This is a genomic window from Prevotella marseillensis (genome assembly GCF_900625065.1).
In the GTDB taxonomy this organism is placed as follows: domain Bacteria; phylum Bacteroidota; class Bacteroidia; order Bacteroidales; family Bacteroidaceae; genus Prevotella; species Prevotella rara.
In genome coordinates, this window is record NZ_UYXY01000001.1 from 3,032,647 (window position 1) to 3,053,387 (window position 20,741).

General features: G+C 51.4%; 18 protein-coding genes and 1 pseudogene. 7 read left to right on the plus strand and 12 right to left on the minus strand.

From position 1 onward, the window contains the following. Nucleotides 1-17: 17 nt before the first annotated feature. The 7 genes from EJL04_RS12125 to EJL04_RS12155 all read left to right on the plus strand — a co-directional run bounded on the left by EJL04_RS12125 (nucleotide 18) and on the right by EJL04_RS12155 (nucleotide 5,472). Nucleotides 18-1,199 carry a DUF3991 and TOPRIM domain-containing protein gene (locus tag EJL04_RS12125; RefSeq protein WP_125105098.1) on the plus strand — a complete coding sequence of 394 codons (1,182 nt, stop codon included), beginning with the start codon at nucleotides 18-20 and terminating at the stop codon, nucleotides 1,197-1,199. Nucleotides 1,200-1,216: 17 nt separating this feature from the next. Further along, the gene (locus EJL04_RS12130; protein WP_125105099.1) at nucleotides 1,217-1,954 is read left to right on the plus strand and encodes a hypothetical protein; all 738 of its coding nucleotides are present in this window, start codon (nucleotides 1,217-1,219) and stop codon (nucleotides 1,952-1,954) included. A gap of 39 nt (nucleotides 1,955-1,993) precedes the next feature. Beyond that, nucleotides 1,994-2,539 carry a topoisomerase C-terminal repeat-containing protein gene (locus EJL04_RS12135; RefSeq protein ID WP_125105100.1) on the plus strand — a complete coding sequence of 182 codons (546 nt, stop codon included), beginning with the start codon at nucleotides 1,994-1,996 and terminating at the stop codon, nucleotides 2,537-2,539. Continuing rightward, entirely contained in the window at nucleotides 2,536-3,078 is a 543-nt protein-coding gene (locus tag EJL04_RS12140) for a hypothetical protein (protein WP_125105101.1), read from the plus strand. The genes EJL04_RS12135 and EJL04_RS12140 overlap by 4 nt, the downstream gene beginning before the upstream one ends. 347 nt (nucleotides 3,079-3,425) lie before the next feature. Continuing rightward, nucleotides 3,426-3,731 (plus strand): hypothetical protein, encoded by a 306-nt coding sequence (locus tag EJL04_RS12145; protein WP_087207595.1) that lies wholly within the window; start codon nucleotides 3,426-3,428, stop codon nucleotides 3,729-3,731. Nucleotides 3,732-3,766: 35 nt separating this feature from the next. After that, the gene (locus tag EJL04_RS12150; RefSeq protein ID WP_087207535.1) at nucleotides 3,767-4,192 is read left to right on the plus strand and encodes a PcfK-like family protein; all 426 of its coding nucleotides are present in this window, start codon (nucleotides 3,767-3,769) and stop codon (nucleotides 4,190-4,192) included. 2 nt (nucleotides 4,193-4,194) lie between these two features. Continuing rightward, complete coding sequence (locus EJL04_RS12155) at nucleotides 4,195-5,472, plus strand: PcfJ domain-containing protein (protein WP_125105102.1); 1,278 nt, start codon at nucleotides 4,195-4,197, stop codon at nucleotides 5,470-5,472. A gap of 84 nt (nucleotides 5,473-5,556) precedes the next feature. On the opposite strand, the gene EJL04_RS12160 is transcribed toward EJL04_RS12155, so the two are convergent. The 12 genes and pseudogenes from EJL04_RS12160 to EJL04_RS12215 all read right to left on the minus strand — a co-directional run bounded on the left by EJL04_RS12160 (nucleotide 5,557) and on the right by EJL04_RS12215 (nucleotide 20,741). Continuing rightward, on the minus strand, nucleotides 5,557-6,360 hold the full coding sequence (locus EJL04_RS12160) for a hypothetical protein (RefSeq protein ID WP_125105103.1): 804 nt from the start codon (nucleotides 6,358-6,360) through the stop codon (nucleotides 5,557-5,559). 96 nt (nucleotides 6,361-6,456) lie between these two features. After that, nucleotides 6,457-6,831: a hypothetical protein gene (locus EJL04_RS12165; protein ID WP_125105104.1), complete on the minus strand. Its 375-nt coding sequence runs from the start codon at nucleotides 6,829-6,831 to the stop codon at nucleotides 6,457-6,459. A 94-nt stretch (nucleotides 6,832-6,925) separates the two neighbouring features. Then, nucleotides 6,926-7,351 (minus strand): YolD-like family protein, encoded by a 426-nt coding sequence (locus tag EJL04_RS12170; RefSeq protein WP_125105105.1) that lies wholly within the window; start codon nucleotides 7,349-7,351, stop codon nucleotides 6,926-6,928. Then, nucleotides 7,344-8,831, minus strand: coding sequence for a Y-family DNA polymerase (locus EJL04_RS12175; protein ID WP_125105106.1), 1,488 nt, complete (start codon nucleotides 8,829-8,831; stop codon nucleotides 7,344-7,346). The genes EJL04_RS12170 and EJL04_RS12175 overlap by 8 nt, the downstream gene beginning before the upstream one ends. A gap of 2 nt (nucleotides 8,832-8,833) precedes the next feature. Further along, complete coding sequence (gene recD2 / locus EJL04_RS12180; protein WP_125105362.1) at nucleotides 8,834-11,071, minus strand: SF1B family DNA helicase RecD2; 2,238 nt, start codon at nucleotides 11,069-11,071, stop codon at nucleotides 8,834-8,836. Nucleotides 11,072-11,076: 5 nt separating this feature from the next. Continuing rightward, on the minus strand, nucleotides 11,077-12,225 hold the full coding sequence (locus EJL04_RS12185; protein ID WP_164511762.1) for an HIRAN domain-containing protein: 1,149 nt from the start codon (nucleotides 12,223-12,225) through the stop codon (nucleotides 11,077-11,079). Further along, entirely contained in the window at nucleotides 12,209-12,931 is a 723-nt protein-coding gene (locus tag EJL04_RS12190) for a radical SAM protein (protein WP_125105108.1), read from the minus strand. The genes EJL04_RS12185 and EJL04_RS12190 overlap by 17 nt, the downstream gene beginning before the upstream one ends. Nucleotides 12,932-12,943: 12 nt before the next feature. Continuing rightward, entirely contained in the window at nucleotides 12,944-14,092 is a 1,149-nt protein-coding gene (locus EJL04_RS16760; RefSeq protein ID WP_338142729.1) for an NADAR family protein, read from the minus strand. After that, nucleotides 14,093-14,482: pseudogene (locus tag EJL04_RS16645) on the minus strand (A1S_2505 family phage non-structural protein); the annotation flags it as partial. A 6-nt stretch (nucleotides 14,483-14,488) separates the two neighbouring features. Further along, complete coding sequence (gene brxL, locus EJL04_RS12205) at nucleotides 14,489-16,582, minus strand: BREX system Lon protease-like protein BrxL (protein ID WP_338142725.1); 2,094 nt, start codon at nucleotides 16,580-16,582, stop codon at nucleotides 14,489-14,491. After that, nucleotides 16,579-19,143 (minus strand): BREX-1 system phosphatase PglZ type A, encoded by a 2,565-nt coding sequence (gene pglZ / locus EJL04_RS12210; protein ID WP_125105109.1) that lies wholly within the window; start codon nucleotides 19,141-19,143, stop codon nucleotides 16,579-16,581. The genes brxL and pglZ overlap by 4 nt, the downstream gene beginning before the upstream one ends. Further along, a complete protein-coding gene (locus EJL04_RS12215; RefSeq protein WP_125105110.1) occupies nucleotides 19,140-20,741 on the minus strand; it encodes an RNA-binding domain-containing protein in 1,602 nt (533 codons plus the stop codon). Before EJL04_RS12215 ends, pglZ begins: the two co-directional genes overlap by 4 nt.

Consider the following 20,741-nt stretch of genomic DNA (forward strand, 5'->3'; position numbering starts at 1 on the left):
AAACAAAGTAATACCGTATGCCGGACTACAAGGTAAACTTCAAGGAACTCAAGTCACGTGTCGGCGTGACCGATGTGGCCTACGCCCTCGGCTACCGCCTTGACCGCAAGGCCGGCGTGGGACGTTACATCGAGCTGGTATTGGGTGACGGACGGGAGAAGCGTGACACCATCATTGTCAGCCATCCCAACGACAGGGGCACCCAGACGTTCTTCCGCCGGGACGGCTCCAAAGGGGATGTCCTGACACTTATCCGTGAGAATCTGGGTGCCTTTTTCGTCACCGGTAAGGACGATTGGCAGAAGACTGCCAAGGTCATGGCACGCTTCGCCAATATGCCCGAACCGGAATACCATGAAGATTGGGAATACCTGAAATCAGCCAAGGCTGCATCAGCTTTTGATATTTCACGATATGAAGTGAAGCAAATAGACATGGAGCGCATTCCTCAGATCTTCCACCAACGCGGACTATCCGATGAAACGGTCAGACAATTTGCCCCATTCGTTTTTCTCATACGGGACAGACGGAACGGGAATTTTGACGGCTACAACATCGGCTTTCCCTATACCGACACGGATAATCAGGTGAAAGGATATGAAGTACGCGGTTACGGCGGCTACAAGTCAAAGGCTGCAGGCACGGATTCCTCTTCGGCGGCATGGGTGGCCGACTTTTCCGGCGGTAATCCGGAAGCGGTCAGGTGCGTATTCTTTTGTGAGTCCGCCTTCGATGCGATGGCTTTCCACCAGATGAACAGAAACCAGTTGCACCCGGATGTGGCATTGGTCTCCCTCGGAGGGACATTCTCCGACAACCAGATAACCGGTGTGATGAATCGTTTTCCTAACGCCAAGGCTTTCGACTGTTTTGACAACGACATTGCCGGGCGCATCTACGGTCTTCGCATGATTGGCTTGCTGGAGGGCATCCCGATGAAAATCAGCAAAACGGAGGGCTACCTGCAAGTAGAAGCCGGAGGCAAGAATTTTACCGTCAATCCGGGAAAGGCGTTGCCCTCACAGCTTGCCGCACATCTGCCCGTCCATTATCGCACCGGACAATGGCTACCGCCCAAGGCGTTCAAGGACTGGAACGACTGCCTCTTGAACAAGCCGGTGGCTCCGGTTCTCGTCCCACGCAAGGAGGAACGCGACCGGAATCTGGCGGAGCGGAGAAAAGGTAATCTCAAAATGTAACGTAACATGGAACATATATGAAAGCAATCAGACTGAAAATGGCCGCCGGGGCGTTGGCCCTGTGGTTGGCCGGAGGCCATACCGTTCCGGCGTTCGCCCAACAGATAGATCCGGCACTGGCCGGTGCGGTGACGGCACAGACGCTGGAACTGAAAAGCCTGCACGACAAGCGCAGGAAGACGCAGGAGAAGATAATCGCCGCCGAAGCCGCCGTGACGGTCGCCCTCGACCGGGTGCACAGCGTGGAGAATAAGATGCTGGAATACCTCTCCAATGCGCAGGGTGCGGTGCAGAATCTTTACCAGATTAAACGTGCAGGGGAACTGGTGACGACCGAGATACCGCAGAACTGCAGCCTGCTGCTCAAATCGGTGGGAAGCAACCTCAAGGGCACGGCGATAGCGGCCATCGTGTCGGACGAGCTGACGGACGCGGCCACGCAGATGGCTGCGCTCTATCCGTTCATGAAACAGCTCGTGACTTCGGGCAGTTACGATGTGACAGGGGCTGACGGGAAGAACGAGAAGCACAAGGTCAACCTGCTGGACTCTTCAGAACGCTATTACATCGCCAACGAGGTGGTGACCAAGCTTGAAACCATCAACACCGACCTGTTCATCCTGGCCTGGCAGGTGCGCACGCTCTCGTGGAACGACCTCTGGTTCTCGCTCGACCCGGAAGGATGGGCCAATGTGATGTCCGGCAAGAACATTATCGGAGGCATCGTGGCCGACTGGAAGCGTGGATTCAATTAGGATTTTATCATCAAAATAGTGTACCATAATCATACAGCAATGGAAACAGAAAAGAAAATCATCGGCCGCTGCCCCTTGTGCGGCGGCAACGTGGTCAAGACCTGCAAAGGGTACCGCTGTGAGCATAACATCGGCGACAGCCCCTCTTGCGTACTGAACATCAACGCCATCATCGGCAACCGCAAGATGGCGGACGCGGAGGTGGCGGTACTGTTGGAGAAACGCCGCATCCTGCTGGACGGCTTCGCCAGCAAGGAGGGCAAGACATTCCCGACCGTGCTGGAACTGACCGACGACGGCAACATCCTGATGCAGCCGGCCATCGGCAGGTGTCCGCACTGCGGAGGGGAAATCCGTGTGGGAAGCCGGGCATTCAACTGCTCCAACTATGCCAACCAAAACGCTCCCTGCTCCTTCGCCATCTGGCGCAACATCGGCGGACACCAGCTCACTCTGGAGGAAGCCGGGGAAATCTGCGAGAAGGGCATCACTTCTTCGGAACTGGAGATGTACCGTGAGGACGGCAGCATCTACCGCAAACGGCTCGGCGTGTCGCCGGACAAACTTCAAATTGTGAAGATATGAGACCGGGGATGAAGATTGGGATAATACTCGCCTCCATCGTGCTGTTCTGGAGCGGCGTGTTTTGTCTTGTCTGCTGTTCGGACAATCTGAATGACCGTGCGGCGGACATGGCCGAAAAGGCATTGAGGGCATCGGTGGACAATCCCGAATCCATACGGATATTGGCTGTCAGCAAGCCGGATTCCGTGTTCGGGCATACCTACATCACGCAGGAGGAGAAGATGGCCCTTTCCATGGCCATGGTGGAAATCAACAGGAAGGTGATGGAAGCGACGGACGGGCTTGAGGACTTCGACCCGGACGACAAGGAGACGGCCGCCCTGATGGAGCGGCAGATGTCGGCCATGTCGAGCCTGAGGCGGCTGATGGACTTCGGCGGCCCGCTTGACGGGAGTCCGCAACCGTTCAGCGGCTGGAAGATCAAGGTTGACTTCGAGGGCGTGGACACGGACGGCCGAAGTTATCATTCCGAATACTGGTTCATCCTGGACAAGGAGGCGCAATGCGTGGTGAAGTCTTTTGAGATACCCTTGCCGTAGAAGGCTAAGAATTTTATTCCTAGATATATTGAAATCTCGGTGTCATCGGTTATGGCATCGGGATTTCCTGTTCTTGAACCTATGGGCGTTCCGCTCCGGCAGATTTTCCGCTACAAAGCAACGGAAGGCCGTGGCGGCGGCGAACGACGCTCCTCTTGCCTGCGTGGAAAGCGTCCGGCAGCCTTCCGCGATTTGTGCCAAATCGGGTATTCCGGCCTCTTTCCACTGGTCACGTCCGCCTTTTGCCCCTTGCGCCTTCCGTCATGCCGTACCGTAAAATCCCGGAGCGGAAGCCGCAAGGCTTCAAACAAAAGGGAAAAAGATTAGAACTTCAAAATTCAGACGTTATGGCAATAAAACTCATTGACAGAGAGGAAAGTGTCAGCTACAAGGGCTGTATTTATGAGCTTACCTTGTTGTGGGACAGGGAAAGCGTCCGCAAGTGCTTCTGCGGTATGCCGCCGTTTTTCGCCCACATCCGCAAGGACGGAGCAAACTTCGCTATAATAGATTGTTATTCAAACGACAATGAGCGGTTTGTCGTAAAGAAGTTCATGCCGTCCTTACTGGCAAGGCCGGACTGGCAGGTGCGCTTCGACAGGGACATCAACACCATACCATTTTTGGAACTGCTGGCAGGACTGCCGATTTAACCGTATGGATTTTATCAACGTAAAAACAAGGACATATGAAAGGAACAGAACATTTCAAGGAGATTATCAAGAGTTATCTTGACCAGAGGGCAAAGGAAGATGAGCTTTTCCGTGCCAAGTATGAAACCACGGCACGCACCATTGACGATGTGGTGACTTTTATCCTACACGAAGTGAAAAACTCCGGCTGTTGTGGTTTCTCGGACAGCGAGATATATTCAATGGCGGTACACGCCATAGACGAGCCTGACCTTGAAATAGGCAAGCCGTTGCAGTGCAGTGTGGTGGTTAACCATCATATTGAACTGACGGAGGAGGAAAAGTCGGAACAGAGGGCACTCGCGCTCAAACGCTATCAGGACGAGGAGCTGCGCAAGATACAGGCACGCAATGCGAGGCCGAAAGCCCACAAGCCGCAACCGGAGAGCCAACCGACATTATCACTCTTTGACAACTTTTGAGCATGAAACCGAGGAACAGATTTGAAAAGGCGGTGGCGGCTTCCAATGGGAAGCTGACCGCCCTCAGCCCCAAAGCTGTTGAATGGGCTGTAAGTAATGTTATTGTACATATCGCATTCCGCACGTCCGGCCATAACTGCACGTGCGGTGACTGCGGAGCGAAGTTTGACCATAAAGGGAAAGGCAAGACGGTATGTTGCCCTCATTGCGGACACCGCTTGCAGGTAAGGGACACGTTGAAGCGCAAGGAAGTGCAGTCCGCCTATTTCTCTTCCCTTGAAGTGGTGGACGGCTTGCAAGTTCAGCGTGTGTTCCTGCTGAGAGCCGTATGCCGGAAAGGAATGATGTTGAAAACGTCCTGCATGGAGGTGTGCCGCCTGTGGCTCAATACCGAGGGCAGAATTGCGGTGACATCAAGGGCGAGGACTTTGGGCTGGTATGTGGACAGCTTTAATTGGTGTACAGATATTGACTTGAAACTTTTGTCCGAGGTGCATTGGGTGATTTCCGACACATACGTTTACCCCCGTTACAAGGTGCTTCCCGAACTGAGGCGCAACGGCATGAGAGGCAGGCTTCCCGATGATTGCCATCCGGCAAGGCTGATGAAGGCGTTGCTGACGGACAGCCGGATAGAGACGATGATGAAGTCCAAGGACTTGCAGGCCGTGGCTTACTTTGTGAGCCGTCCGCTGGATTTGGACACGTGCTGGCAGTCGTACAAGGTGGCCGCACGACATCATTACCGCCCGTCCGACTACGGCCTGTGGTGCGATACCGTCCGCTTGTTGGAGCAATGCGAAAAGGACATCCATAATGCTAAGTATGTCTGCCCTATAGACCTCAAAGCCGCCCATGACCATTGGCTGGACAAAAGGAACAAGGCGGCGGAGAAGCGCAGGAGTCAGGAGCAGATGTTGAGAGCCAAGGCGAAAGAGACGGACTTCTATAGGGAAAAGTCCCGCTACTTCGGGATTGTCATCAGCGACGACGACATTGAAATATCTGTGCTTGATTCCATAGAGGCTTTCCAAGCAGAGGGAAGCAGCCTTCACCATTGCGTGTTCCAATGCGAGTATTACGCCAAGGTGGACAGCGTTATCCTGTCGGCACACGACCGCCAGGGCAACCGCATCGAGACCGTGGAATTCTCGTTGAGCCAGGGCAAGGTCATACAGAGCCGGGGGCTGTGCAACTCCAACACGGAATACCACGACCGAATTGTAGGACTTGTAAACGCCAACGCCTACCGCTTCCTGGAGGCGAGGACACCGGCATAATTCCTTGAAATGTTCAGACCCCGACCTGCGCCGTGAGGTGTGGGTCGGGGTAATGTATTCCTTTGAGGTAAGAATTGTGCCGTTCTACTCCTTACTATTGTTTTCCTCCTCTATCAGGGCATTGCGATGATAACCGTGCCGCACAAAAGAGTCCACAAAAATCAATTCCTTGTACCATTCCCCTTTTTCATCCTTTTTATTTTGGAAGCGGAAAAATCCTCTGACGAATATTTCATTGTCATTCACAATCTTGCGGAACCACCTCGAATCCATTACAATTACTTCCTGACCGCTCTCATTCCTGACCTTTTCTTTGCTTTTGTACCCCAAAATCTTATCATCCAATTTAGCGGTTGTTCCAACGGGTACGATGATTGTTTCTACCTTTACATATTTTTTAACGGCAAGATATACCATCAATTTGTTAGCCAACCTCTCATAAATTTGTTCCCGTTCCTCCTTATTCCCGGCAAAAAGCTGGTCATCTGCCGTCAATGTCGGCCACGTGTATATATGCCGTACATTGTCCTTGGTTGATTCTATGTAAAAATACATATACAGGTTGCTAATGCCGCCATCCTCCCTGAACAGCCACACATGCAATGTGTCTTCTCCAAATCCATAAACAATCGTCCCGCAGTCTCTGGAAAGGAGTATGCCACAGACATTATCCTTGTAGAACTCTTGGAAAAGCTGATGGTCAATGCCGTAAAATGATTTTGCGCTTTTCTTCATGACTACCTCAAAAGAGGGCATGAGAAGTTCGGGTAAGCCCCAATCCGGTTGTGTCTGGCGGACATCAGACAGGAATTTCAGGCCATTGGCCAAATATCCAAAATGTTGCTTGTTGCTCAGCATGGGCACGCCGAATTTTCCTTCATCTTCCACGTTGTCAATATTGAGCAGCCAAGATATGATAGGTCGTTTGCGGATTATCATAAGCTATTTATATTATAGGTTCAACTTGCAATGGCAGGAATAGGTTTAATCTTTCCTGTAAGAGTTCGCCACGGTTTCTTTTAATTCTTCGTCAGGAACTTCCTTGCAAAAAATGTAATATACTGTTGTGCTGGTTGAGCTTGCTCCTCCATATGCGCCTACAAATCCGCCCCCAGTGGTAACAGATTTCGTATCGACTAATTCCCATCCTTGAAGAGACATATAATTCAATGCCCCTATCAGGGAGTTGAATTTCAAATCTTTGCCATCAGTTCCCTTGACAGTTTGCGGCTTTCTGTCTGTGCCATCATCAAGTTTTATGGAATTTTTCTTGTATTCCATCTCTACATACAGTTTTTTAGCACATGCAAGCTGTGCTGTCAAAAGTAACACTGCCAATAACACGAAAACCTTTCTCATAATGAATTTAATTTAATGGTACATTTATAATTGAATGTTGTTTTACTCATATATCTTTGATTTTCAATGGTAAGTATAATTTGTAGAGAACACGTTATTCTTGTTGTAGCTTTTCTATCATCCCTCCTGAGATTGATAAGATATTGTCAATCAATAGGATTTCATTTGTCTCTAAAATGACAGTTCTTCCCAACTCATCGTACCTCCGTATTACTCCGGTAATTGTGATATTTCTGCCGCCGTCTTTTAACGTGTCAGGAATAAAATAGATGAATGTAAGATTGGAACGCTCACCGATATGGCCAATGGCATAGGTCAGACGCCTGGACAGTATCTCCTGTTCGTCCGATGACAGTATCTGCCTCGGTGTGGTCTGCCGTGCGGTCTCAGCTATCGCCTCGTCATGGCCGGTCAGAGCGGCGAAGGGCGCAAACTGGGCGGCACGGTTTATCATCGGCATCGGCTTCCGGGTCTTGGAGACATGGTGCGGCAGGTGGATGATGTCGTCATATCTACTCATGGTGTCCTCCTATCTGCTGGTTGCGTTCCCGCTGGGTGGCTCCGTCCGCATAGTTCAACCCTTTGAGGATGGCGTTCTTGCCGAACTTCTTCTTTATCTGCAGCACGGCTTCCTGGCGGCGGCGTTCCCTAGCCAGCATCTCTTCTTCAGCTTTCTGTTCCTTTTCCTGCTTTTCGTAGTCGGTGAAAAGGTCGAGCTGCACCGCTTTATTGTCTGGCTGTATATCCGCCTCGTGCATAAGATGGTTTGCCGACAGGGTGATGCGGCGTACCAGCAGGTCGGGGTTTACGATGCGGTCGAACAGTCCGCCGGCCTTTTCCATGAGGATTGTTTCGGAAGAGGTCGGACGCTCCATGTTTACTGTTCCGTGAGCATGAACCGGGACTTGTCTGCCGTAGCGGTCGGTCGCTATTTTGCCTTGATACTTTTCCCGGATATCCCTGTCCGTCAGCGATTCGGTGTCATAGCCGATGGTCAGCACAAGCTGGTCGGTCACCAGTTTCTTGTCAACCAGGTCGAGTGAGACACTGTCCGCCATTTCCAGTACCACATTCCGTGCCTTGACTGCCGTATAGGGCGACTGGAGCACCTGTCCGCTGCTGACTGAGTTTGTTTCCGGACGGTATGCCTTTATCAAGTCCATAGTCACAGGTTCCCATCCCCAGGCATGGTCTATCAGCAGTTCCGCATTGACCCCGAACAGTTTATACAGCAAGTCCTCACGCTCAATGGAACAGCGGGCGATGTCGCCCATTGTCAGGATGCCGTAGGTGGCCAACCGTGCGGCAATTCCACGCCCCACGCGCCAGAAGTCCGTAAGCGGTGTATGCTCCCACAACAGACGGCGGTAGGTCATCTCGTCCAGTTCCGCGATGCGCACGCCGTCCTTGTCGGCGGGCATTTTCTTGGCCACAATATCCATTGCCACCTTGCAGAGATAAAGGTTCGTACCGATTCCGGCGGTGGCGGTGATGCCTGTCTCGGCCAGCACCTCCCGGATGATTTTCATGGCCAGCTCGTGAGCCGTCATCCGGTAATTCTTCAGGTAGGATGTCACGTCCATAAAAACCTCGTCGATGGAATAGACATGGATGTCCTCCGGGGCGATGTGGCGGAGATATATTTCATAAATGCGTGTGCTGTATTGGATGTAATGCGCCATGCGTGGCTGTGCCACCAGATAGTCCACGGCCAGCTCCTTGTGTGCGTCCAGTTCCTTTTTCGAGTGCGATTTCCCGGAGCGTCCCCGCTGCCGGTTCACCTCACGCACCCTCTGCACCACCTCGAACAGCCGTGGCCTGCCGCCGATTCCATAGCTTTTCAGCGCAGGCGACACGGCCAGACAGATGGTCTTTTCCGTCCGCGACGGGTCGGCCACGACCAGGCACGTGTTGAGCGGGTCAAGTCCCCGTTCCACACATTCTACCGAGGCGTAGAATGACTTCAGGTCAATGGCTATGTATTGGCGTTCGGTATTCATGTTTATTTGTCTCCTTTGTCATAACCCACCGTAGGTTCGGCGGCAATGGCTGTTTCATCCTCCGGATTTCCCAAGATGTAGGGGCGTATCTGTTTGGGTGATACGGATTGCCCCAATGCCGGGTTCAACCGTTCTTTCAGCCTCGTGTTGCGTTTCAGCACCGTCATGTTGCGGATGGCAAATGCGAGTGCTTTCTTCGTGCCGATGAGCACGCATATCTTCTTGGCACGGGTGATACCCGTGTAAATCAGGTTGCGTTGCAGCATCACATAGTGGGTCATCAAGACGGGCATCACCACGATGGGATATTCCGAACCTTGCGACTTGTGGATGGTGGTGGCATAGGCCAGTGTCAGCTCGTCCAGTTCGGAAACATCGTATTCCACGATGCGCCCTTCAAAGTTGATGTATAAGGTGCGCTCTTCTAGATCGACTGATTCTACGAAGCCCAAGTCCCCGTTGAAGACGTCCTTGTCATAGTTGTTCCGCAGCTGCATCACCCTGTCGCCCTGACGGAACGAATAGCCGCTGCGGTTTAGCGACACGCCCGAAGGGTTCAACGCCTGCTGCAAGGCCATGTTCAGATTGGCCGCGCCTACTATTCCCCGTTGCATGGGTGTCAGCACCTGGATGTCGGCTGTTTTCCGGTGATAGGCTTTGGGCAGGCGGTTCTTCACGAGGTTCACGATTTCCTCGGCTACCTTCTCCGGGGCTTCCTGTTGCATGAAGAAGAAGTCGGTGTCCTTGCCGTTGCTGGTATCGGGGAAACGGCCCTGGTTGATGGCGTGGGCACTCATCACAATGCGGCTGGACTGTGCCTGCCGGAAGATGCGCGTCAGGCGGATGACGGGTATCTTTTCACTGTCGATAATATCGCGGAGTACGTTGCCGGCTCCCACGCTGGGTAATTGGTCGATGTCGCCCACCATGACGAGGCGCATGGAAGTGGAGACCGCCTTCATCAGATTGTTCATCAGGATGATGTCTATCATGGAACATTCGTCCACGATGAGCGCGTCGCCTTCCAGCGGATTCTCTTCGTTGCGTTTGTAGCCGTCCTTCGGATTGTACTCCAGCAGGCGGTGAATGGTTTTGGCCTCCATGCCCGTAGCCTCGCTCATCCGCTTGGCAGCCCGTCCGGTGGGAGCGGCCAGCAGGATGCGTAGCCCCAGATGTTTCAGTGCGGCGATGATACCTTGGGTCGTAGTGGTCTTGCCTGTGCCGGGCCCGCCAGTCAGCACCATAACCTTGGAGCGAAGGGCTTCCCCGATGGCCTGCAACTGCACCTCGTCATACGTGATGCCCGTTTCCTTGGACAGTTCCGCTGCATTGAACCGGGTCGCAAAGAGATTGCTTTCCGACTCACGGAGCAGGGCAAGCAGACGGTTGGCCGTGCCCACCTCGGCAAAGTAGAACGGAGGCAGGTAGATGGCTTCATCCTCTATCTTCAGGTCTTCCGTCCGTGCCATGTCGGTCAGGGTTTTGCGGATGGAGTCCTCATCCGCTTCCAGCAGACAGATGGCGGCTTTCACCAGCTGCTCCTCCTCGGCATACACGTGTCCCTCATTGGCCAGTTGGTTCAGGGTGTAGATGATGCCGCTCTTGCAGCGACGCAGGTCGTTCTTCTCATATCCCATCTTCCCTGCGATTCCGTCAGCTGTCTTGAAGCCGATGCCCCAGATGTCATCCGCCAGGCGGTAAGGGTTCTCTTTCACTTTGTCGATGCTCTCCTTGCCGTATTGGCGGTATATCTTGGCTGCATAGGCCGTGCTTACCCCATAGCCTTGCAGGAAAAGCATCACGTTCTTGATGTCCTTCTGCTTCTCCCAGCTCTCGCGGATTTTTTCCACACGCTTCCTGCCGATGCCCGGCACTTCATACAGCCGTTCGATGTCGGTCTCTATCACCTCGATGGTATCCAGCCCGAACTGCTTCACAATGAGTTGGGCGAACTTCGGCCCGATTCCTTTCACCAGACCGCTTCCCAGATATTTCTCAATGCCATAGACAGTGGCAGGCATCACTTCCTCCCAAGTCTGACAGACGAACTGGCTGCCATAACGCTTGTCAACCTTCCAGTCACCTTCGCACAGCAGCACGCTTCCGGCAGGCACCTCCAACAGGTTGCCCACCAAGGTCACAAGGTCGTCATAACCTTTCACCTTGACTTTCATGACAGAATATCCGTTCTCCAGATTCTGATAGGTGATGCGTTCCACTACACAGCGAAGTTTGGGCATAGGCGTTATTTTTTGAAGAATAAATCTTTTAATTTGGCAATACAATCTTCAGACAGTTCTTCTTCCGGTTGGCAAGAACCGATTTTACAGTTGCTCAAGAAGTTTAGTTCCTGCAAGTCAACTATAATCGGCCCTTTGACCAACGTCAGTACATACGGGGCGCAATCATCAACCATGTTCAGCTCCTCTTCCGGATTCTCCAAGAAAAGCATGGCATCCTCGCCTATGGCAATTGTGTGCATCAGGTAGAGTTCAGCATCCGCTCCACATTGGTGAATGAATACCACCTTGTCACCTTTTCGGGGTAAATCTCTTTCCCAAGGAGGGAAACCACCCCAACGGAAATGTGTGATACCATCTTGATAAAGAAATTCCAAAAGGTTTTGGCAGGAACTGTTATCCATCTTTTGTACATACCAACTTTCCGTACTCTCTATCTTGCTTTTAATATAGATGGTCATACGTAAGCGTTCATCGTAAGTTCCATTATCCTTGACAGTGGTAAGTTCCGCAGTAAAGGCGTCACCCCATCCCATATCCATCATTTTCGCCACCATTTCGTTTTCCTTTCGTGGTACATAGCCGATGATGCAATCAAAGTCAAAATTTTCCGTATCACCTTCCATATCATCGGCTAATGCCACGGCCACCGCATTGCGGTCATGCTTATTGGCGCGCTCGCGAATCAAGACTAGCTCCGCACCTTCATACAGCTCATCCCAAAAGTCTTCCGGATGATGGAAGTTCCAGCCGGCAACAGCACATTCCTTGAAAAACGCCCTTTTCTTTTTGGGTTCGGGAAAATTGGACATTCCTTCAGGAAGCGGTACAGGCATACCTTCTGTAATTTCTATTTTGTCATTGTATTCGGGTGGGGCAACATCACCTTGTAGGGCAATGAGGTCATTGTCCGTATCACCGCCCGGATTGAAGGTGTCAACCATCTCCTTCATCTGTCGGTCAAGTTCAATATTTTCAATACCTTTCTCCTTTAATTGCCTTTGCAGGTCTTGCAGTTCAGTGTCACATTTGGGGCATGTGCCAGCGCAATCCCCTTCGTGGCGGCATTCTGCTGGCTGATAGGTCAATCCATACTGCGTGGCTATCCGCTTTCGGATTTCTCTGAGCAAATTGCATTTATCCTTTCCGTTCATGTTGCAGTCCTTTTGTTTGAGGGTGATATTTTGATTCTCTTTGAAGGTAGCGTACACATTCAAAATTCGTAAACCCCATTCTTTCCAGTTCATCAAGGCTGTAGTCCACATCCTTATCCGTATTATAACCAGGAATAAGGGGGACTTTCACGGTGATATCCTTCACCCGGCAGGTCTGGAGCAGTACGCTCAGTGAGTGGTCACGGATACAGCTCGGTTGCCCGGTATATCGTTCGTAGATGACATGGTTGATGTCCTTTATATCCACTATCCAATGGTCTACTACCGGTGCGAGTTGTCGGATGGTGTCTTCAGGACAGTAAAGTGAGGTTTCCAATGTGATTTTCCAGACATTACCGCATATCCGACGAAATTCCTCTATGAAACTGGCGTATCGGGTCGGCTCGCCGCCCCCAAAACAGATGCCACCTCCCGTTGCCTGAAAGTAAAGGTCGTCTACCTTCACACGGTCATAGAGTTCATTGACATCCAATTGTATGATTTCTTTTTTCAACGAAAGGCCATTGTTGCTATACGAATAGATTTCCTCATGACAGCGGTTGTTCAGACAGTAGGCACACCGAAGCGGACAACCCATGAAACAAACCAACGTAGTGATTCCATGGCCGTCCGTTCCCATCCGTAGACGGTCTATGGCAAAGATGTGAGCCAGACGAAACGCTTGATGCTTGTCCGATGATTTCATAGTGAATGCTACTTATTTTATCTTATTGAGTTTTTCTCTCACATCCATCAATGCGAACCCAAGCAGGTTTTCTCCTTTCCATAAACGGGGGTTCCTGCAGTCTGGGTCATCTTCTTTCATGCCAATCCCCCAAACTGTATCGTAGGGGCTGGCTTCCACCAATATCTTATCTCTTGTGCCAAGCAGAAAGACTTTCAGCTCTTCATTATCCATGAATTTGTGCAGATTGCCGGTAATGACAATTTCCATACGATGCTTTTGCCATTTGTATTCGTCAAAATTCCGCACTTCTCTACCTAATGCCTTAATCTCTTTCGGATCTGTAGATGCCAAGATTCTTTTTCTTGTATCTTCATCGCCCATGATTCGTGCCTTTTCTGCCATCATGAACTGTTCCGCACAGTTGTAATGGATACCATTTACGGTAAACCTGCAAGGGAACCATTGGCTGAGACAGGCTTTGGTCGTTTCACCCGGCTTGCCGTGATGTCCCCAAAAGAACAAGAAATCCGGATTGGAAATATCATAGAGGTCTTCTTTCCTTAATCCTCCATTCACATTCGTATAGTCTAAAGTGTGGTACCATTCCCTGAAACTATCCAAATTCGCGAAATCACCTCCCCAATGAAGCCAGCGGTTAAGCAACAGGGCTTTCATCGACATGGGCACACCGTCATCCGGGCATAAGTCGGCAAGTCCGCAATGTTTGTAATAATCCAAATCCTCTTCTATGTGAGGATGGTCTTGTGGAAATAGATTGAACTTCACCCAGCATCTTTCATAATTAAACAACATGCCCTTCATCTGTGAACGAAAAGGACATAATCGCTCTCCTTTATAATAATGGCACTGTTCCAGCAGCATCAGCTTCTGTGGTGGAAACTCGGCCGACATATACATTCCGAACACCCATTCTTTATTGACCGGTTGGTGCATGAGGTCATCAGTAAGTACCACTCCTCTTTCAAAGTCTTCGCACAGACCATACTTTTCAAAGTGTTCGTGCCAATCATAATGGTCATAACTGCCCCACAACAGTTCAAAATAGTGCTGATGTTCCCAGATACCGTGAGAAAGCGTACCTACGGAATAGGGGTTCTTTGCTTGCATCCGCTTTGCCAACACGTCAATAGCGGCCTTGCTTAACGGACGGCTTTGCATGATTACCTCCTCAAACGATTCCGGCAACACAATGTTTTCTTCCACTATCGCTTCTTTGAACAAGGGAGCGATGTCCTCCGCCTTGAATCCGGCTATTCCGCAACCAATGGGAGTCACCAGAAAAGTCAGTTCCTTGTGTTCCTTGGCAAAAGCAATGAACTCATCCACATAGGGGCGAATGGTTTCCACGCCACCTTGCATGGTCGGTATGGCATAGCATTGACCTTGCAACCCTACACCATTGCCCCAGATGGCACCGAACTTTTCGTATGCCATACGTGCCGCTCCTCCACCGTGCATTCCTTGCAGATTACTTCCGAATACAAAAATCTCATTCGCCCTTAGGTTCGTGATTCTTTCTGGTGTATATGTGGGTCTGAAGTATTCCATATTTGTTCAATTATTGGTTTCGTTTTGGGTATGGTTGATGGACACATTGAATGCCTTGCAACGGCGGTTCTGCTGGTTGGCCCGACTTAGGGAGAAACGGCCGAACTTTTCATAGATGTCCAGTCCGCGCCCCAAAGTGATGGTCCATCCCGTGTCGGTCTGTATCATGCGGTCGTGGTCGGCCTTGAAGTCGTAGGTGAACTCAATGCCCAGGGGCAGCAGTTCATCGGCCAGGTCGTTGAAGCTGTCTATTACTTCCGCCACCTTCTCATCGTCCTCGTTCTGTGTACTTAGGTGAATCTTGATGGTGTCCTGCACGGATGTCACGTCACGCACCATCTGGATAAAGTCTACCAAGTTGTCTATCTGGTAGGGTTGACGGATAAACGGGTCGGTCAGCCTGATTTCCTTGGCCGTGCGCAGATAGTCGCCAAAGAGTCCCTTATAGGTGATGCCGCCCTGGTTTTCGCGGATGGTAATGACCTTGGAAGTCAAAGCAGGAATACGGGGACGTTTTCCCTTGGTGGTAGAGGATGATGTTTCGGATGTGGTTCCCTCCATGCCTGCCTTTTGCTCTTGCTCCGAAGACGGATGGGCATTGTCTTGATTTTGGCTCGTGGCATTTTGAGAACCAAACTCCAAGCCTTCCAGCGTTTCCACTTTCACGCTTTCTCCCGTGGGCAACCAGGTGTAGACAAACTTTGCAGGCTCTGCATTGAAAGTCTCGTCAATGGCATACAGCTGGTCCTTCACACGCTTGCGCCCTTCGGTGGCAAAGTCTATGATTTCCCGTGCTTCCTCATCGGTCATCCGACCGTCTGGATAGAGCAACTTGCTGAATCCGGAGAAAGTCTTGCGGATGGCCAGATGGTCGCGTTCAGACAGCGAGCCGTCAAACCGCGCATATTCTTTCAACGCCGATGTATGGTCGTCATTCCGCAACTCGTGCAGCACGGCGGCTATATAGTCTGTAATCAGTCCGTATCCGGTCGAAAAGCTGTTCTTCTTCAGAATCCTGACTTCCCATCCGGGATTATACAGGTGGATGCGGTCGAGGAAAGCCCCTTTGATGAAGGAAGTGGGAATGGACTCAAACAGATGCGAGTTTTTCAACATATAGGGCACGGTGTGCTTGGTGTTTCCCACAAATACCATCGACGCGCTGGCTTCATGCGTCCCCTTGCCTCGGTTAAACGATTTGTTGGCCAGGTAATTCTGCATGGTGTCTATCAACACGGCATCCACGTTGCGGCCTTTCTGCTGCTCGAATTCGTCCCATGCCACCACGTCCCAGTAGCCCACTAGTCCCAATATTTCCTTGTTGCCTTGCATCTTGACAAACAGCCGCGCTGAGGTCACGTCGCCTCCGCTGACCAGCACGCCGTAAGGTGACAACTCTTGGAACACATGGCTCTTGCCCGTGCCTTTGGGCCCCAGCTCCACGAAGTTGTAATTGTTCTCTACATGAGGAAGCAATCGGGCCAGCGTGATGAATTTCTCGCGGCGGTTCATCACCTCCGGGTTCAGGCCGACCGTGTGCATCAAGAAGTCCAGCCATTCCTCCGTGGTGAATTTGGAACGTTGTTCGATGTATTCCTCCAGGTCGATGTGGGAAATCTGTATGGGTTTCAGGTTCTGTATCTCCCAACGCACCTTGACCTCTTCGCCCGACACATAGCCGATGGTGACAATGCACCATACACCGTTGCCCGACAACAGTTTGGGATTCTTGCGGACATATTCCGTCCCGATAGGCACGCCCGACAGGCCGAGATTGGCAAAGGTGGCGTTGTACTCGTCGCTCCGCTCGTTGAGGGTGACGGTCACTTTGTCTATCACCCTGTGCTTGCCGTGTTCGCGAATGATGCCCTTGATGCTCTCCGCCTCCGCACGATGCACGTAATTGTTCCGGATTACCTGCTTGACTTTCTCCAGTCCGTCGTTGATGATTTCTTCGTCATCGCTGGCACAATACTGTCCCAGCAGATACTCCAACACGTAGGTAGGCACCGGCAGTCCGCCTTTCACGAGGAAAGCCAGGTCCTTCCGCACCACCTTGCCGATGAAGGCATCCAATATCTTTTGCTGCAGTTCCATCATTCAAAGTCAAAATCGTTTTCAATTAAGGTATTGTTCGTCACATTCTCTTTGATGAGCGGATTCAGGTCGTCCGCTGCGTCAAACACTTTCAGTTGGAGCACCTTGGCGTCCACGTTCCGGTTCAAGGTCAGGTCCACCTGAATCTTCCGGTTGTCCAGCGACGGGTCGGTCTTGTCCAGCAGGATATCCTTGACAGGTGTGACCGGCTCGTCGTTGTGATACAAGGCCACGCGGATGTATCTTTCCTTCATGTCCATGGAAACAGCCTCCGTCTGCAACAGCTTGAAGCGCAGCCGGGATGCCTGGATGGACAGTTTGCGGTCGAGCACCATCACCCCCACAGGCTGTTTGTTGTCATCGCGCTCCTGATGACATATTATAATAGGTATGATTAGTTCCTGCATGGAAGCTCCGCCATGCGTGAACATATATCCCCCGGAAGGTGCCGCCAAGCGATTCGTTCCCTGCGGCACGGCCACATACACATCGCTTCCGTTCAAGATACCCGACACTTCACTGAGCGGAAACTTCACCATCCCCGTGGCTTCGGCATCCGAGCGGGTCAGATAGTAACGGGTGCTGCGCTCAATGGCTTCCTCTTCTATCTTGTGCTTGTCTTTTTCCGCAAAGTCGATGTCATTGAACAGGAAACCGTGGTCGCTGGTGACATACACTTCCGTGACGTTGTAGCTTGCGAGGATTTTGGGAATCATCGTGGCCAGTTCGTTGATGGCTTCCCGGCATGCCTGCGTCACTTGCTTGGCCGTACCGTCGTGTCCGGCCTTGTCTATCGTGTCGTGGAAGATATACACCAACGGATGTTTGAATATCTCGCGGTTCTTCTGTTGGTTGTATTCCGCTACGGTCTCAAACGGGACACAGATGGCTCCATCCTTGTATCTTTGCAAGTGTTCCGAGCGTTTTTCGGTGGTGCTCAGTATATGGTTGTCTACTGACATATTCTGACTGTCCTCTTGTCCATAGAGTTTCAGCTCCCGGTGGGGTAAAAGCGCCGGTTTGCCGTATTTGGTCTCCGTGGGCAGCATGGCCAGCATGGCTTTCAGCGTGGCGACATGCTTGGACCGGGCCAGTTCGCCTATCAGTTCTTGCGCCACCTCGTAGCGCAGGGCGTCGCTCACGATGACGGCCACTTTCTTCTGCATGGGCCGGATGCGCTTCTCATAGAAATCTTGCTGACGGGACAGGTGTACTCCGCCCATGCCTCCGGTTTCCTGAATGCAGCGAGTCCATTCCTGATTCATGCGGTTGTTGAGCTTGCTGTAATGCAGGTCAAGACTGTGCTTGGCCTGCTGGATGTCGGGGAACAATCCGCACGAAGGGTCCACCTTGAAATACTGTTCGGTGGCCTGCCGGTAAAGCTGGTCCAACACGTAATAATCCTCCTGATAGCGCATCACGTATTCGTTGGGCGTGTTGAGCGTGAGCGAGCCGAGTGCCAATGCTTTCTGGTAGTATCGCGCCACGGTCAGGCAATAGTCCATGACCGAAGCCGTCATACCGCGTCCGTTCAGCTTCAGCATCAGGTCTTCTATCCGTCTAATGACCGCCTCCGGCTCGGTTTCCATCTTATCCTTGAGCAGTCCGGCCACGATGGGCTGGCAGAGGCGTGGCGGCACGAAATAGTAGTTGGCGTCCGTTCCGTACCAGCGTATCAGCTCATCATCGCGGACGGCATCGCCCAGTTCGTCCATCACCTCCAACAGCGCGTCCGCCGTCTTTTCCTGACTGAGTGCCAGTTCCAAGAGGCGGTTCATCTGTTGCAGGGCAAGGGTGTTGTCTATGCGCCATTGCTTATAGTTATCCGCTGCCACGGGGGCAAGATTCTGCACGATAGCGTTGTATTTCAACACCTTCACCACATCAGCCACTTTTTCTTCCGTATTGTCATCGATGGTTGTGCCGAAAATGTCTGTCAGCTTCCGTCCCAAGGCTTCGACTGCATCCTTGCATTTGCGCAGCTTCACGAAGAAGTCCGTCCGCTTCTGTTGCTCCGCGTCCCGTCCCAACAAGATGACGCGCAAAAGGATAGCATCCCATTCCAGGATGCGCTGCACGCCCATGTAGCTGCTGATGAATCCTCGGACCAGCTTGTCGGTCGTGATGCTCCGGTCCTGGTAATAGGGGGCGAACAGGCGCAGCATCCTTTCCGACTGCAACGCCATGATGTTCCTTTCCACAAAGCGCATCATCGGCTTGTCCGTGTCGGGTAATCCGTACTGTTGCATAAAGGCGGTATAATCTTGGCTTTTGTATTCCATATTGGCCGTCAGCACGTCGAGCAGCGGAAAATTCTCCCTCAACGATTTCTTTTGCAAAGGGGACTCCTGATGGAAGTATAACACCACCCGGTCATCGGCCCAGGCGTTGTCCAGATTGTACTTCACAGTGAACCAATCCCCCTGGAAGTCCACAAAGCGGTAGCCTTCCTTCCACTGCACCTCGCGAAGCTCGTCAGCAAGGAACTCGTCATTAAAGATAAAGAGGACTTTCAAGTCAGGCTCTCTATCAAAGTAATTGTATATTTTGTCTATCGCGCTCATTTCTTCCGGTATTTTTGGTTCATGTCGGAAGGTCTTTCTGGTATTGTTCTTTCCAAATACCCTGCTTCAACCAAGTCCGTAATATAAGTTTGGATATTCTTGCTATGATAACTTACCCCGGCTCTTTCAAGTATTTCACGACTACTACGAGGTACGTTGCAATAATTGACCACATCCTTTTGCTTGGGAGTGAGTTTCATCCGGCGAGTGTCAGGGGTCACACCAAAAGTGTCAGGGGTAGCCTCATTTTTGCCAGGGCGAGTGTCAGGGGTCACATCAAAAGTGTCAGGGGTAGTCTCGTTTTTGCCGGGAATAGTGTCAGGGGTAGCCTCGTTTCTGCTAAGGATAGTGTCAGAGTCCGCCTCTAAATTAGGATTCCTTTTTATCGTAATCAAAAACTCATGTGTCCTTTCGTCATTCTTGAACTCTACTTGCAGTCCATCTTCCAAGGCACGCTGGATGCCCGTTCCTGCTCCCGTATAAGGCAGAAGATAGATGGCATTGCTGAAAAGGAAATTGTTACGGGGCATGGAGGTGCCATTGGTAATGTCTTCCACTTGCAAGCCGTTGGGCAGGATGCCGGGACTGTGTATCTCCACCCGGTTGTCAAAAATGAAGATACGGATAGGTGCATTCCAGTTCAGAGAGCGGTGAACAAGGGCATTGACCACAAACTCAACCAGGCTGCTATAAGGAATTTCGAGCCTGCCCAACGAATTAAATTCTTTCTCCACCTGTACGTTTTTAAGATTCCGGGTAAAGAAAGCCATGATGGTTTCAAACTGATGCAGCAGGTTTCCCTCCATATCCGCATCGTTCACTTTGTCACGGAATTGCTTGCCGCCTATATGGTTCCCGACAAAACTGATGCACTTAGCCGTCATGACCGGCAGCCAACGCTGGGTGTATTTGCCGAACAGCAGCATGGCGGCTACGGTCAGACTTCCGTCTGGACGGATAAAGCGCAGGTTACGCATCAGCTTGTTCAGGTCGTGTCCCTTAGCAATGGCATTGGCGATGTCGTCAAGAGATGCCTCACGAAGAGCGTCGCCTACCAGACCTTTCTTTTCCAATACGATGGAGAAGCGGTTTTGCAGGAATATCTTGAGGGTATCTTCATCCAAGTCGGCCAGTGTAGCATCTTTCACTACGGCTTCATCCGGGGCGAAACTGCCACATTCGGACATCATCTCCGCCAGTTCGGCATTGTCAAACACCTTGCGCTTGTCAGCACCGTTCTTTATCCAGACAATGCCTTTGTTGTCGTGGTAAGGCTTATTGTTTCCCTCTTTGATGGTTGCCACCACCACGCTGCCGCCTTCCACTTGGGCTGTATCAATGTCGAGCAAGATGCTTGGAACGACATTTTCCGAAGCGATATTGCCGAGCATGTTGGTTGTTTCCTGCACCTCGGCATACGACAAGGGGTTAAATTCTCCTGTCTTATCATTGATGCCAATCACAAGCTGACCTCCTCGATAATTACTCATGGCAACCAGTTCGCAACCTATGTCATATTTGTCCAAGATGCGTTCCTTGAACTGCACCTTGCTTACTTCGCCGAGGTCTCTGAGCCGTAGTATATCTTCTGTTGTCAT

Coding starts and splice junctions, on each gene's coding strand:
- EJL04_RS12185 (WP_164511762.1), bottom strand. CDS start 12,225: ATGAACGGAAAGGATAAATGCAATTTGCTCAGAGAAATCCGAAAGCGG.
- EJL04_RS12145 (WP_087207595.1), top strand. CDS start 3,426: ATGGCAATAAAACTCATTGACAGAGAGGAAAGTGTCAGCTACAAGGGC.
- EJL04_RS12155 (WP_125105102.1), top strand. CDS start 4,195: ATGAAACCGAGGAACAGATTTGAAAAGGCGGTGGCGGCTTCCAATGGG.
- EJL04_RS12215 (WP_125105110.1), bottom strand. CDS start 20,741: ATGACAACAGAAGATATACTACGGCTCAGAGACCTCGGCGAAGTAAGC.
- EJL04_RS12165 (WP_125105104.1), bottom strand. CDS start 6,831: ATGAGAAAGGTTTTCGTGTTATTGGCAGTGTTACTTTTGACAGCACAG.
- brxL (WP_338142725.1), bottom strand. CDS start 16,582: ATGATGGAACTGCAGCAAAAGATATTGGATGCCTTCATCGGCAAGGTG.
- EJL04_RS12170 (WP_125105105.1), bottom strand. CDS start 7,351: ATGAGTAGATATGACGACATCATCCACCTGCCGCACCATGTCTCCAAG.
- EJL04_RS12175 (WP_125105106.1), bottom strand. CDS start 8,831: ATGAATACCGAACGCCAATACATAGCCATTGACCTGAAGTCATTCTAC.
- pglZ (WP_125105109.1), bottom strand. CDS start 19,143: ATGAGCGCGATAGACAAAATATACAATTACTTTGATAGAGAGCCTGAC.
- EJL04_RS12130 (WP_125105099.1), top strand. CDS start 1,217: ATGAAAGCAATCAGACTGAAAATGGCCGCCGGGGCGTTGGCCCTGTGG.
- EJL04_RS12135 (WP_125105100.1), top strand. CDS start 1,994: ATGGAAACAGAAAAGAAAATCATCGGCCGCTGCCCCTTGTGCGGCGGC.
- EJL04_RS16760 (WP_338142729.1), bottom strand. CDS start 14,092: ATGCAAAGCCGTCCGTTAAGCAAGGCCGCTATTGACGTGTTGGCAAAG.
- recD2 (WP_125105362.1), bottom strand. CDS start 11,071: ATGCCCAAACTTCGCTGTGTAGTGGAACGCATCACCTATCAGAATCTG.
- EJL04_RS12190 (WP_125105108.1), bottom strand. CDS start 12,931: ATGAAATCATCGGACAAGCATCAAGCGTTTCGTCTGGCTCACATCTTT.
- EJL04_RS12150 (WP_087207535.1), top strand. CDS start 3,767: ATGAAAGGAACAGAACATTTCAAGGAGATTATCAAGAGTTATCTTGAC.
- EJL04_RS12140 (WP_125105101.1), top strand. CDS start 2,536: ATGAGACCGGGGATGAAGATTGGGATAATACTCGCCTCCATCGTGCTG.
- EJL04_RS12125 (WP_125105098.1), top strand. CDS start 18: ATGCCGGACTACAAGGTAAACTTCAAGGAACTCAAGTCACGTGTCGGC.